Genomic DNA, 13,521 nt, shown 5'->3' on the forward strand with positions numbered 1-13,521 from the left:
CCTTCTTCGGGTGAAAATCTGACCTCGAAAATCTAATTCAAATCTGACGCAACTTATTATTTTCATATTACTAGAAATGACCGAAAGGTTTTGAGGGGTTGGAGCAAAGTCGGTTGAGAAACAACGCGGAGGTCTTCAAGTGAGTAGGTCTCCTTCCCTACTCTTCTTCCTTTTTGTTCAAGTCCGCTTTGAGTTTTCCGTCTTCGTCAAAGAGCCCGTAGGTTGTGCGGAGCACGCGGAACTCGGTGCGACGGTTCAGGGCGTGACAGATTTCCTGTTCCTCGGGTGTGAGTTTGAGGATGTAGGGAATGGTGAGCGTGTCGCCCTCATGGAGGAAGGCGTAGGTTTCAGTGAGTTTCTTGTTCACCACCTTCGGCATTTGTTCGCCGTAGCCTTTCGGTGTGAGGCGGTCCGGCTCGATGCCGTGCTCCGTGAGATATTTCACTACACTTTCTGCTCTTCGCTGGGAGAGTCGGAGATTGTAGTCATCGTTGCCTCGGAAGTCGCAGTGTGCGGCAAGTTCAATGGTGACGTTCGGGTTCTCCTTCAGCATTTTTGTCAGGCGGTCGAGCGCTTCGCAAGAGTTTTCGGTCAGGTCCGCTTTGTCAAATTCATAGAAGACGTTGCGAACGAGTACGGGGATGTGCATGCCCGGAAGCGGGAACTGAAGCACATATTGCTTCTCTTCCTCCACATTCGGCACGTTCAATTCGTTTTTCAAATTGAGGTGCTCATCGGCTGTGGCGAGGAAGAGATAGCGCACGCCGGGTTTGAGTGTTTTTTCAAAAGAGCCGTCGGGCATGACGCCAAACTTTTCGTTCGTGCCGTCATCGCCAATCATATAGACTTGGGCAGCAGGCAGTTCGTAGCCATCCTGCTCATAGACCCAACCTTTCACGGTTTGGAGCACTTCGGGATAGGAAAACTCATAGATTTTGTCCCAGCCTCTGCCACCCGTGGAGCGTGAGGAAGAGAAGTAGCCTCGGTTGTGGAGACCTTCAAAGGTGATGCCGAAGTCGTCGCCGAAACTGTTCATCGGCGCAGGCAAATGTTCCACCGTCCAGCGGTGAGAAGCGGAGTCCTCGCGTGCTCTGTAGAGGTCCAAGCCGCCCATGGAGTCGTCACGACCGGAGGAAGAAAAATAGAGTTCTCCATCGGGTCGCAGCGCAGGGAAACATTCGTCGCCGGGCGTGTTGATGTCGGCTCCGAGGTTTTCAAGTGCCCCCATGCCGTGGTCTCCGCCAATCATGACGCGCCAAAGGTCCAGACCGCCCTGCCCGCCCGGCATGTCGGAGGTGAAGTAGAGCCACTTGCCGTCCGGCGAGACGGCGGGATGAGCATAGGAAGAAAGCGTGTCGCCCGTGATTTTCAAGGCGGAAGGTTTGCTCCACTTCGCATCGGAGCGCTTGGAAGTCCAAATCTCCGCCATGCGCGGATATTGCGGGTCGGTTTTGCAGACGGTGAGATACATGGTCTGACCATCGGCGGAGAAGGAGCAGGCACCTTCATCGTCGGCGGAGTTGAGGTCGCCTTCAATTTTTTCGACTGCCTTCCACTTTCCCGTTTCGTCCTGTCTGACGACAAAGATGTCGCCGTTCTTCATGGCGGTGATGCCGCTGATGTCTTCGCCGAGCGCTTGGTTGCGGGTGGAGGTGAAATAGAGTTCTTTCGCTTCCGTTCCCATGTAGGCAGGGCAGAAGTCAGCACGCGCCCCGTTGAAGCCGGAGGCGAGTTTGACGGTATAGACCGAACCGGCGTCCTTCTTCTGCTGTGCCGTTTGGCAGGCGTGCAAATAGTTACGGGCAATCTTGTTTTTCGGGTTTTGATTCAAGAACTCCTCAAATGCTTCGGCTGCTGCCTTATAACTTCCCTGCTTTTGGAGCATCTCGCCAAGATAGAAGAGCGTCAGAGAATCTTCTGCGCCGAAGCGTTGCGCAGTCCGGAAAGCACCGACGGCACGCGCCACATTTCCGTAGCGCCGATAGGCAGTGCCCATCTTGTAGGCGACGTGTGCTCTCACCTTCTTGTCCTTCTGGCGACAGCGAGTGTAGGCGGATTTATACTGTGCCGCCGCTTCTGCATACTCTCCCAAAGCCCAGGCGGCATCTCCTTTCTTCATGGACTTTTCCATGCTTCCACACGAGACGAGCAGAAGCACGACCGACAAAAGAGACAGGGCGCGGGAAAAGGAGGAGCGGAGATTCTGAGGCTTTTTCATGGGCAGAAAAAGTGAATGGTTGGGTTGAGAAACGAAGGAAACCAAACTGCCGGTTTCAGTCTTCATCAAGTTGAAACTACGTGCAAAAGTAAGTATAAGCCGCGATTTATGGTGACTCGGTCAGAGAAAAACCACTTTTGGAGGCTGTTCTTTCTGCATCTTTCTGCGTCTTTCGCATCTTTCTGCGTCTTTCTCATCAAAAATTGCGCTGCGCCCTTTCCTGAATGCTTTTTTGAAGAGTTTCTTCCCAATCGGGCGAGGCAAGGCGGCTCAGATGAGGAATGACGAAGTCGGCGAGCGATGCATCGGGCTGAACGGAGGCGTCCCACTGCTTGCCACGATACCAAACCGTGTGGCAGCCCGCGGCGCGCCCGGGGAGAATGTCGTTCTTGATGCTGTCGCCGACAACGACACAGTCTTCGGGAGCCACGCCCGCTGCCTTCACGCCCAAAGTGAAAATCTCGGGCGAGGGCTTGCGGATGCCCACGACGGCGCTTTCGATGACGTCGTCAAAGAGGTCGGCAATGCCGTAGTCACAAATGACAGTTCGCAGATTTCCGTAGAAATTGGAGACCAAAAAGAGACGATGCCCGCGGTTTCTCAATGCGCCTATGGCATCTCCGGAAAGCCAAACGCATTCTCTCGTCATGTCGTCCAACTCTTCTGTCATGTCCTCCACGGTGAGTTTTTTGGAAACAGGCGTGTGGAAATGCACTTCCCCACTCTTCTCCAGCGCGTCAGCCTGAAGCGTGAGTTTTTTCAGCAAAACATCGCGGAAAGTGTCGTGGGGAGTGATGAGAGGCTCTCGTTCAAGCGTGCGCTCGGCGAAGACGTAGGCTTCGCGCAACTTTTCGTCCGAGAGGTTGTGACCAAGACTGTTTTTGAAGCGGCGATTCCAACTTTCGGCTATCACATAGAACCAATGGGTCGCGCAGGAGTCCAACGTGCCACCATAGTCAAAAAGATAGACTTTGTTCATCTGCTATATATATAATAATGTATAGAACTGTCGTAAAGAATTGCTCTTTCCGGAAAGACTCACCGCATGAGCCTGCGGTTGCCCACTTTGACCAGCGTGACGCCGATGAAAATCCAAAAGAGTTCGCGAATGCGGGTGTAGATGCCTGTGAAAACGCCGATGCCGGGCGCGGAAAGTCCGAGGAAACGCACCGCCAGCGAAAGTCCACCCTCGCGGGCTCCCAACTGCATGGGAAGGAAGAAAAGCAGGTTGCCGATGAGCGAAGAGAATGCAAGCACAAGGATGGCATCGACATAGGTGAGCGACACGTTCAGCGAAAGTAATATCAGATAATACTCCATCGCATTCACCACGCGCGCCAGAAACTCGTGGAGGAGAGAATATTTGAAAACGCGCGGACGAGAGTGGATGTAGGCGATGTTGTCATCCACCTCCTGCATCGAGTCGGCATGTTTCTCAAAGAAACGCGCGGCGGGACGACGCACAAGGGGAATGCGGAGCAAAGGTTTGAAAAGGCGCACCAACACCCCGCGAGTGTAGAAGAAACGAAAGAGAATGAACACGCCCAACACCACGGCTGCGAAGAGACCAAAGATGACCCAAAGCAGCGGGGACATCAGGTCAAAATAGAAAACGGCAAAAAGCACTGCCGAGAAAAACCACAGGCAAATGTGGGAGAGAATGTGCATCATGGAGTAAAGAACCACGGAGGACATGGCGTGGGGAACGCCAATGTAGGAACTGAGTTCCATGACGCGATAGGGACCGCCGCCGAAACCAAAGGGGGTGGTATAACTAAAGGCAAAACCGGAGACAGTGAGTTTGTAGGCGTGACGATAGGAAAGGTGGCGCTCATGGCTTCCCGTGTTCACAATGAGTTGAAAAGCGCGGGCGTTGAAGGCATAGACAATGACCCACACGCCAAGCACGCCGGGCAAATAGAAACCGGCGTTGCGAAGACTGGAGAGCAGAACTTCTTTCTCTACCTTCATCGTGAAGCACATCACGACAATGGCTGCGAATCCGAAGAGGAGGAAGAGGTTACGACAAAGTTTCGACATATTTTTTCGTGACGCCTCCGCATGAAGATGAAGAGCGCGTTGAGAATGATGGTTTCAAACAATAAGTACCACAAAGGCTGCCCAACGAGGAGAGAGACGTAGAGCACAATGGCGCGGGTGTTGAAAGTGAGGATGTTGGCGTATGCCATCAGCGGGCGACTCTGCCGGCAGAAGTCTTCGCAGAGCGCGGCGGGCAGAACGCCGTTCGGAAAGTTTTCTTGCAACTTCTTGTGCAGTTTTTGGAAACCGGGAGTCATGTCTTCCTGTGCTTTGGTGTAGCGAGCATAGAAGAAAAGAAAGAGTTTCCAAATGAAATCCTCGCGCCACGAAAGGTTCTTGAACTCTTTGCGAAGCGCGTCGGAGTTCTCAAGTTCACTGCCTTTCACGCCTTTGAGAAAGAAGAGATGGATGTTGCGATAGTAGTCAGCCAACTTGCACTGATTGCCGTGGAAGCCAAAGCCGACCACGGCGCAAACCATCCAGATGCCGATGCCCCATTTCAGTTCGGTGAAAGGAATGTACTCGGATTGAAGACGCCAGCAGATGGCGGCATAAATGCAAACGAACCAGACGTCACCGGCAAAGCCGTCAAGCACGCGTCCGAGGCGCGTCTTCTGTCCGGTCATGCGAGCCAACTGCCCGTCAGCACTGTCCAAAAGATTGGCGAAAACGAGCAGCCCAATGCCCACGCAGTTCAAAGTAAGGTCAGTGAAATGAAAAAAATAGCCTGCCAAAGCACCGAGCAGAATGCTGACCACCGTCACAAGGTTCGGGTGAATCCCGAGTTTCTCGCAAGCAAACGCAATTCCCCAGCCGAGCGGGCGGGTGAAGTGAATGTCCAACCATTCTTCCGTGTCTTGCGATTTGAAGGTGGCTTGAAGCGTTTTTGTGGTTTTGTCCTCCATATATATTTTATTCTCCATATATATTGTTCTCCATATATATTATATGCGTACAACTTTTATTTGTACAACGCGGGGGCTCCTCGGTTCAGTTTTTCGCAGTGCTTTGCGCCTTTTTGCAGAGTAAGTCGGCGATGGCTTTGGCTGCTGCCTTTCGGCAGGGGGAGAAACTGGGCCAGTCGTTGAAATCAATCAAGACGCAGCGACCGTCGGGGGTGACGATGGCATCGCCGCCATAGACTTCCAGATTTGAAACTTCTGCCGCACGCTGCGTCAAAGATTTCAACGCTTCCACCGGGAGTTCCGTTTCTGTGCCGTGCCCATTGCGGCTTTCAAGACCAAACTTACTGAAAGCGGTGTCTTCCGCACGACAAGCAAAGAAGAAATCTGTGTCGCGAACGCCGTAGAACTTGACAAGCGCCCCTTCCTGATGAGCCTCCAAGATGACGGAACTGATGTTCCGCTCCGCAAAGTCTTCCAGCACAGCGGGGAGTTCGTCGGGCTTTGCCACATAGACCACGTCGTGACTGCTCATCGCCGAAGAATCGCCGCGCTTGACCCACAAGGGAAAACGCAACGCTGCGCAAGTGGCATCGGCAAGCGTTTCCGCGGGATTCACCACCTGCAAAGGCGGCATCGGCACATTTGCTTTTTGAAACGTCTTCACCAAGTCGGCACGCTGCTGACACAGAAGTGTCTTTGAAGAATTGACAACAAGCGTGCCGCCTTCTTCTGCCTGCGCCAACTGACTCAAGACGTCACTGCCGCGCGCCATGGAATAGACCAAATCAAAGCGTGAAACATCCACGCCCACAAAAAGGTCTTCGCTGATGACTGAAACGTCGCATCCTTTTCGCAGAAGACGGGAAGACACGGCAGAAAAAATGGCTTCGTCGCGATCCACACTGTTGGGGCTGAAGCGCGGCGAGCGTCTGATTCCTAATACAAGCATGATGAGATTTTACGGATGAAAGAAAGGCGTGGTCATGAAACTTTGTCGCCTTGCAGAAAGTCTTCGGCTTTGGCAATGTCCGAAGCGTGGTCTATGTCCAAAATCTTGGAGAAAGGACACGCCTCCAAACGGAAGCCTTCGGCAATGAGCGCGCGCTGATAGTTCCTCATGCGTGACTGTCCGCTCTCCACGCAGCGGCGCAAGGTTTGCAAAGCAGCAGGTTTGAGACAATAGATGCCGCCCGAAACGTAGCGACAGTCTTGCCTTTCGTCCAAGAAGTTCGTGATGAGAAAATCGGAATCGACACCCACGAAGAGCGGCTTCTCGTCATCGATGAAGTCCGTCACCGCCATGCAACCGTCCGCTTCGCTTTTCTTGAAATGTTCAATGAACGCTGCGAACTCTTCTTCTTTGAAGATGGTATCTACCGTGGTCAGACAGAAAGGAGCGTCAGTCAGAAACGCACTCAGTTCAAAGAAACTGTGCATGGAACTGGGCGTGGATTTGACAACAACTCTCAAATCGTCACCTTCCAGAGTCTTGACGAAACGTTCGGTTCTCGGCGTGTGGGCGTTGACAATGATGACAATTTCTTCCGCCCCGTTTTGTCGAAAGATTCTGACGAGCCTTTCCAAGAGTTTCTCGCCCCTGATTTCAACCAGAGGTTTGGGTGATTCAATTCCTTCTTCCTGCAAGCGGGAACCTTCTCCCGCCGCAATGATGGCAAACTTCATGTGGCGCTCCTTCTATCTTTCTTTTCTTTCCTGATAGAGTTTCGGCAGCGGATTGCGGTGTGCTTCGTCAAAGGCACGGCGTGTTCTCCAAACATCCAGAGCCGTGTAGATGGCATGACGGAAGGAGTCGGGCGAAGCCTGATTCTTGCCTGCGATGTCATAGGCGGTGCCATGGTCGGGCGAGGTTCTGACGAAAGGCAAACCGGCGGTGAAATTCACGCCGTCGTCAAAGGACAAAGCCTTGAAAGCGGCGAGTCCCTGGTCGTGATACATGGCGAGCACACCATCAAAGTGACTATACATTCCCGCACCAAAGAAACCGTCTGCAGCAAAGGGTCCCATGCAGGTGATGCCGCAGTTTGTCATCTTCTCAATGACCGGGCGAATGACTTCCTCTTCCTCACGTCCGAGCAGACCGTGGTCGCCGGCATGAGGGTTGAGAGCGAGCACCGCAATGCGCGGATTGGAAAGTCCGAAATCTCTTCGAAGCGACTGATGGAAGAGGCGCAACTTGAGTTCGAGGTTCTCCGGCGTGACAGCACTTGCCACTTCTGAAATCGGAAGATGGGTGGAAACCAAAGCGATTCTCATTTTTGAGTTGAGGAGAATCATCAGCGGCTGATTCTTTGTGACCACATTGGCTTCCGCTTCTCCTCCGTTTTCTGTTTCAACCGTCTTTTCTTCTTCTGCTGACTCAGGCTTCACTTCGCCTTGCAGGGCGATGAAGCGGCTTTGGAGATATTCAGTGTGTCCCGGGAAGTGGAACTCTTCGCTCTGAATGTTGGCTTTGTTGATGGGAAGTGTGACGAGTACGTCCACCTCGCCTTTGAAGAGAGCCTCAGTGGCTTTCTCGAGTGCGACGAAGGCGGCAGTGCCTGCATCTTTTCCGGGTTGTCCAAACTCCACGTTGATTTCTTCGTCAGAACAGTTGACAAAGTTGATTCGGTCGCTGACAGCATCGGCTGCGGAAGGAACGACATGGAAGGAAAGGTTGTAGCCCAGCCCTTTTTTGTGATAGTTCGCCACCTTCAGATGCCCGAAGATGACAGGCGTGCAAAGGTCAAGCATTCCTGCTTCGGAGAAGACTTTGCAGATGAGTTCATAACCCACGCCGTTGGTGTCACCTTGTGTGATTCCCACTTTGATTTTCTTGGCGGGCGTCTGAATCGGTGCTTCCTCGTTGGGAAGTGGATTGACGTGTATAAATCTTGACATAGATTGCTATATATATTATGGTGTGCCTTCAGCCTCTTTCTCCGCCGTGCTCAGCAAACCGCAGGCAGCAAAGATGTCCTGTCCTCGAGAAGCACGAATGGTGGTGAAGAGACCATGGGATGTGAGGTAGTCGCGAAATTCTGTCATTCTCTTCTCGTCCACGCCGTGGAGCGGAGTGTCGGGAATGTCATGGAAACGGATGAGATTGACTCTGCATTCCAATCCATCCAACAGTCGGAGCAGTGCTTTGGCGTGGGAGATGCTGTCGTTGATGCCTTGGAACACGATGTATTCAAACGAAAGCCTGCGCTGATGCACGCCTTGTTCCACCGGCATTTTGCGGCGGGTGCAAAAATCCTGCTGTTTCAGCAGTTCGACGATTTGCTTGATGCCGAAAGCCTTTTCAGCGGGCATGATTTCTGCGCGTTCTGAAGGAATCGGATGGTGAAGGCTGATGGCGAGATGACACTTGGACTCGTTGAGGAAACGGTCAAAACCTTTCTGCAAGCCAACGGTGGAAACTGTGATGCGCTTCGGACTCCAGGCGTGTCCCCATTCGGCGGTGAGCACTTCAATGGCACGCATGACGGCGTCCAAATTGTCAAACGGTTCGCCCTGTCCCATGAACACGATGTTGGTCAGCGTGTCTCGCTCCGGCAAGGAATAAATCTGATTCAAAATGTCGGCGGCGGAAAGGGAGCTGACAAAGCCCTGGCGTCCCGTCATGCAGAAGGCGCACTTCATTTTGCATCCCACTTGACAACTGACGCAGAGCGTGGCGCGTTCTTTGTCGGGAATATAGACTGTTTCGACAAAGTGTCCGTCTGTTGTGGGGAAAAGATATTTAACCGTTCCGTCTTTCGAGCGCTGACACTTGACAGGTTTTCGCGCCCCCACCGCATAGCCTTCGCTTTGCAGAGTGGCGCGCACCTTTTTGGAGAGGTTTGACATTTCGTCAATGCCTTCCACGTGTTTTTTGTAGAGCCAATCAGCGATTTGTTTTCCAACAAAAGCCGGAAAACCTAAACGCCGGGCGACTTGTTGCAGTTCGTCCGGCGTCAAGCCTATTAAATGTTGGGTTGTCACGGATTTATCTGCCTCAAACAGTTCCGAGATTATTTTCGATAGAGAATCCAAGCGTCGGGATAGCGAGAGCGGAGGGATTCGCGGGAAGAGACGGCGGATGCTTTGTCATCGAAAGAAGAAGCAATCACGCGGAACCATCCGGTGCGTCCTTTGATGACTTCATTGGTCTGAAGCACACGAGCATCATAACCTTCCTGCTTGAGGGTAGCGGCTGCTCTTTCTGCATTTGCCTGAGTCACGAAACTTCCGACCTGAACGCTGTATGCTTTGAGGGGATTGTAGCCGGGCAGCACGGTGAAACCTGCATCAATGGTGCGAACTTCCACGTTGTCCACGGTTGAAGGTTGAACGGGGGTGACGGGCTGCACGGGAGTTTCTTTCACTTCAGTCGGAGTGGTCACTACTGCCACGGGCGTTGTGGGAGTGGTAGTGGTCTGCTCGTTCTCCTGAGCCAATTCAAAAGCCTGACGATATGCCTTCTCACGTGATTTACAACCGGTCAGAACGACCATGGAACAGAGGCTTGCAACCAAAAAGATTTTTCTTTTCATAGAGTGTTTTGCTGATAAAAAAAGGTTTTGCGCAAACAAAAGGCTTTCCCCTTGCATCCTTCAAAAAAACAAAAGGGTGAAACACGAACGGAAAACTCCGCGCATACTTCTCACAATCGGAGCATTTTGTTTGACGTTCGCAAAGTTACAAAAACGCCTCTTTTTGCTCGTTTTTTTCCACGTTAAACAACCATAAAAACTAAAAAAGCCGCTTTTTTCTCTTCCTTTTTGGTCATTTTATCTCATAAAAATGCGGGGAAACAGACAAAATGCGTATTTTTGGCACGAAGAAACAAAGCAGACGTGACGACCGGCTTGTCCCCGCTTTTACGCTCAGCCTCTCTTTCTCGTCTGCCGACGTTTTCATCATTTGAGTGAATCAAACTTTTCTCACCTTTAAATTATAAACACTATGAAAGGACTTAGCATTTTAGCAGCATTCCTCGGCGGCGCAGCAGTTGGCGCAGCCTGCGGCATTCTTTTTGCACCTGAAAAGGGCTCAGAAACCCGTGAAAAAATCATGGAGCAAATCCGCAAACGTGGCATCAAACTCAGCAAAAAGGAAATGGAAAGTCTCGTGGACGACATCGCCGACGAACTCCAGCCTGCCAACGACTGAGAAATTCTTGAAGGGGCTGTGGCACAAACAATGAGCGCAGCCCCTTTTTTCATGAACCTAACTCTTTTCAAAGGTGTTCTCCAACGACAAAAACATTGAAATCATTGCCTCGCTCGGCAACGAAATCAAACGCTACATTCAACTGCGAGAGAAACAAATCAAACTGGATGCCACGCTCATCCTCAGCCAACTTCTCGCAGCCATCGCTCTCGCCGCCGTCATCATCATTCTCCTTGGCGCCGTCCTGCTCGTACTCACCTTTGCGCTGAGTTCGATCGTCGCGAGTTGGGTGGGAAGCGAAGCATTGGGCTATGCCCTCATCGCACTTGCCTATGCTCTGCTCGCCGCACTCATCTATTTCAAACGAAACGCCTGGATCAAAGAACCCATCGTTCGCTTCGTCTCCGCTCTCCTCGTGAAGAATGACGAAAACGAAACAAACGAAGCAAACGAACCTAACCAAAAACTCTGACGCGAAAGAACGCAGTCTCTCTGACGCATTTATACTTTTATGGAAGGAAAAGGACTTACACTGCAGCAACTCAATGAATTGAGTCGGCAAAACAAAATTGAATTGAAGAAGAGCAAAGAAAACATCGTCGTGCTCACACGCACTCTTTTCTCTCCGCCGCCCACCGATTCCCCCACCCTGACTTGGGTGAGCCGAATTGAAAAAGGTTTTGCGCTCTATGACGGCATCATGCTCGGCTTCAAACTTTGGCGCAGGTTCGGTCGCGTTCTGGGCGCCTTCCATCGGAAAAAGAGAAGATGAACCTCACAAAAGGAACTCATTTCTTCCTGCATTTTTGAACACCCCACAAACAAAACTTCAACGGGACTGTGTCGCATCGCACCGACGCCGTCCCGCCTTTTTTTCTTGAACGTCACTTCGGTCACCCCTTTTGCGACTGACGAAACTTACAAAAGGGCGCGCTAAGAGACCAACCAAAACGTAAGCACTTTCTTTTGAACGTTCCTTATCCCGTAATTTAAAGAACCCCCCTTTTGTCTAACACAAAACTAACATTTTGTCAAAGATTACATGTTTTAGAGCATATTACAAACGGTTTTTGCGACTCAACACCTCGCAAATCTGAAATCACGCTTTACATTTGTCATTGTTTCTGCAATTCACCTGACTTTAAATCACACAGGCTTCAACCTGACTTTAAATCACACAGGCTTCACCTGACCTTAAATCACACAATAGCATGAAAAAAGAAATCATTCTGCAAGATTTGCAAAAACGTCATCCCAACGAACCGGAGTTTCTTCAAGCCGTGCAGGAGGTGCTCACCTCCGTGGAGGACGTCTATAACGAACACCCCGAATTTGAGAAAGTGCGTCTGATGGAACGCCTCGTGGAACCCGACCGCATTCTGACCTTTCGCGTGCCCTGGGTCGATGACCACGGCGATGTGCACGTGAATCTCGGTCACCGCGTGCAGTTCAACAACGCCATCGGTCCCTACAAAGGCGGCATTCGTTTCCATCCCTCCGTCAATCTCAGCATCTTGAAATTCCTCGGTTTCGAACAGACCTTCAAGAATGCACTGACCACGCTGCCCATGGGCGGCGCAAAAGGTGGTTCGGACTTTGCACCGCGCGGACGCAGCGAAGCAGAAATCATGCGTTTCTGCCAAGCGTTCATGGTGGAACTTTGGCGCAACCTCGGTCCTGACCAAGACGTGCCAGCCGGAGACATCGGCGTCGGAGGCAGAGAGGTGGGCTACATGTTCGGCATGTACAAAAAACTCTCCCGAGAACACACCGGCACTTTCACCGGAAAAGGACTTGAGTTTGGTGGTTCGCTGCTTCGTCCCGAGGCAACCGGCTTCGGAGCCCTCTACTTCGTGCGCCAGATGTTGGCGGACTTTGACATGGACATTGCCGGCAAGACCATCGCCGTCTCTGGCTTCGGAAACGTGGCTTGGGGTGCGGTGACAAAAGCCGTTGAAATGGGCGCAAAAGTCGTCACCCTCAGCGGACCTGACGGTTATGTTTATGACCCGAAAGGCGTTTCCGGCGACAAGATCGACTATATGTTGGAATTGCGTCTCTCCGGAGAGGACATCGTTGCCCCCTATGCTGAGCGCTATCCCGAAGCCACCTTCTTCCCGGGCAAGAAACCGTGGGAACAGCACGTAGATATTGCCCTGCCCTGTGCCACGCAGAACGAACTCAATCTCGCCGACGCGCAGATGCTCAAGGACAACGGCGTGAAACTGGTGGCAGAGGTCAGCAACATGGGATGCACCGCCGAAGCGGTGGATTTCTTCAACGACCACAAGATTCCCTTCGCTCCGGGCAAGGCAGTCAATGCCGGCGGCGTGGCAACCTCCGGTTTGGAAATGACGCAAAATGCGATTCATCTCTCTTGGACGGCAGCGGAAGTGGATGCCCGTTTGCAACAAATCATGAAGGACATCCACGACCAGTGCGTGCGCTACGGGCGCTTGGACGCCAACCACATCAACTTCGTCAAAGGCGCGAACATCGCAGGCTTCATGAAAGTTGCACGCGCCATGATGCAGCAGGGAATTCTCTGACAATCTGCTTTCGAAATCTGAAAATCTGAAAATCTGCAGGGGTGTTCTAAAAATCAAATCAATCTGATTTTTCTTAGGACACCCCTTTCATTGATGAACTTTGCCTCGGTCAGCGTTTGCATCCAAGCATTTTCATCACAAACTGTTTTCTCAAAATGACCGCACCAAACATTGCTACATCCACCAAGGAGGAGCGACTTGCGTTTGTGAAGAACGAATGGAAGTGTCAGCACAACTGCGAAATTTGTGGAAGATGCCACGTGCTCAAGAATCGCAGTGAGGAAGAAGTCTTTGCCGACTATGTGGAAGGCAAGAAAACCTATTTAGAAATAGTGCTTGAGATGAGAAAGTGAAGATAGGCTGGTTTCCGGTGGTGACAGTTTCTATTGAGAGTCAAAGAGACAAAGAGTCAAAGAGACAAAGAGTCAAAAAGTCAAAGAGACAAAGAGTCAAAGAGAGGAAGAGAGGGAGGGAGTATCTTAGCCTGGAGTGCTGTACGCCCTCGAAGGTGCGTCAGAATAGATAAGATGCAAGGCGCTGAGGATGAGGGCGCAGGGATTGTACTGAAGTACATGACCAAGTCCGAATCCGATAGCAACGCAGCAGATTGGCTATTATGACACACCGCCTCCAAAATTTTCCACACCCAACGCCC

14 protein-coding genes are annotated in these 13,521 nt (G+C 51.7%); 5 read left to right on the forward strand and 9 right to left on the reverse strand.

The window, feature by feature from the left end:
• Positions 1-157: 157 nt before the first annotated feature.
• The 9 genes from I6E40_RS09490 to I6E40_RS09530 all read right to left on the reverse strand — a co-directional run bounded on the left by I6E40_RS09490 (position 158) and on the right by I6E40_RS09530 (position 9,698).
• Positions 158-2,284 (reverse strand): OmpA family protein, encoded by a 2,127-nt coding sequence (locus tag I6E40_RS09490; RefSeq protein WP_235386799.1) that lies wholly within the window; start codon positions 2,282-2,284, stop codon positions 158-160.
• Between the two features lie 130 nt (positions 2,285-2,414).
• The gene (locus I6E40_RS09495) at positions 2,415-3,197 is read right to left on the reverse strand and encodes an HAD family hydrolase (protein ID WP_235386800.1); all 783 of its coding nucleotides are present in this window, start codon (positions 3,195-3,197) and stop codon (positions 2,415-2,417) included.
• A gap of 59 nt (positions 3,198-3,256) precedes the next feature.
• Positions 3,257-4,258 carry a lysylphosphatidylglycerol synthase transmembrane domain-containing protein gene (locus I6E40_RS09500; protein ID WP_235386801.1) on the reverse strand — a complete coding sequence of 334 codons (1,002 nt, stop codon included), beginning with the start codon at positions 4,256-4,258 and terminating at the stop codon, positions 3,257-3,259.
• Positions 4,201-5,181: a CDP-alcohol phosphatidyltransferase family protein gene (locus I6E40_RS09505; RefSeq protein WP_235386802.1), complete on the reverse strand. Its 981-nt coding sequence runs from the start codon at positions 5,179-5,181 to the stop codon at positions 4,201-4,203. The genes I6E40_RS09500 and I6E40_RS09505 overlap by 58 nt, the downstream gene beginning before the upstream one ends.
• Before the next feature lie 67 nt (positions 5,182-5,248).
• Complete coding sequence (locus I6E40_RS09510; protein WP_235386803.1) at positions 5,249-6,112, reverse strand: RimK family alpha-L-glutamate ligase; 864 nt, start codon at positions 6,110-6,112, stop codon at positions 5,249-5,251.
• A 32-nt stretch (positions 6,113-6,144) separates the two neighbouring features.
• The gene (locus I6E40_RS09515) at positions 6,145-6,846 is read right to left on the reverse strand and encodes an NDP-sugar synthase (protein ID WP_235386804.1); all 702 of its coding nucleotides are present in this window, start codon (positions 6,844-6,846) and stop codon (positions 6,145-6,147) included.
• A gap of 12 nt (positions 6,847-6,858) precedes the next feature.
• On the reverse strand, positions 6,859-8,061 hold the full coding sequence (pdxA, locus tag I6E40_RS09520) for a 4-hydroxythreonine-4-phosphate dehydrogenase PdxA (protein WP_235386805.1): 1,203 nt from the start codon (positions 8,059-8,061) through the stop codon (positions 6,859-6,861).
• A 15-nt stretch (positions 8,062-8,076) separates the two neighbouring features.
• Entirely contained in the window at positions 8,077-9,147 is a 1,071-nt protein-coding gene (gene rlmN, locus I6E40_RS09525) for a 23S rRNA (adenine(2503)-C(2))-methyltransferase RlmN (protein WP_235386806.1), read from the reverse strand.
• A 29-nt stretch (positions 9,148-9,176) separates the two neighbouring features.
• The gene (locus I6E40_RS09530) at positions 9,177-9,698 is read right to left on the reverse strand and encodes an SPOR domain-containing protein (RefSeq protein ID WP_235386807.1); all 522 of its coding nucleotides are present in this window, start codon (positions 9,696-9,698) and stop codon (positions 9,177-9,179) included.
• 412 nt (positions 9,699-10,110) lie between these two features.
• On the opposite strand from I6E40_RS09530, the gene I6E40_RS09535 reads away from it, so the two are divergent.
• The 5 genes from I6E40_RS09535 (at position 10,111) to I6E40_RS09555 (ending at position 13,219) form a co-directional block, all read left to right on the forward strand.
• A complete protein-coding gene (locus tag I6E40_RS09535; RefSeq protein WP_235386808.1) occupies positions 10,111-10,317 on the forward strand; it encodes a YtxH domain-containing protein in 207 nt (68 codons plus the stop codon).
• 73 nt (positions 10,318-10,390) lie between these two features.
• Positions 10,391-10,789: a phage holin family protein gene (locus tag I6E40_RS09540; RefSeq protein WP_235386809.1), complete on the forward strand. Its 399-nt coding sequence runs from the start codon at positions 10,391-10,393 to the stop codon at positions 10,787-10,789.
• A gap of 102 nt (positions 10,790-10,891) precedes the next feature.
• On the forward strand, positions 10,892-11,089 hold the full coding sequence (locus I6E40_RS09545; RefSeq protein ID WP_235386810.1) for a hypothetical protein: 198 nt from the start codon (positions 10,892-10,894) through the stop codon (positions 11,087-11,089).
• A 439-nt stretch (positions 11,090-11,528) separates the two neighbouring features.
• The gene (gdhA, locus tag I6E40_RS09550; RefSeq protein ID WP_235386811.1) at positions 11,529-12,866 is read left to right on the forward strand and encodes an NADP-specific glutamate dehydrogenase; all 1,338 of its coding nucleotides are present in this window, start codon (positions 11,529-11,531) and stop codon (positions 12,864-12,866) included.
• Between the two features lie 155 nt (positions 12,867-13,021).
• The gene (locus tag I6E40_RS09555; RefSeq protein WP_235386812.1) at positions 13,022-13,219 is read left to right on the forward strand and encodes a hypothetical protein; all 198 of its coding nucleotides are present in this window, start codon (positions 13,022-13,024) and stop codon (positions 13,217-13,219) included.
• The last annotated feature ends 302 nt before the right edge of the window (positions 13,220-13,521 follow it).

The organism is Prevotellamassilia timonensis, from assembly GCF_021531665.1.
GTDB lineage: Bacteria > Bacteroidota > Bacteroidia > Bacteroidales > Bacteroidaceae > Alloprevotella.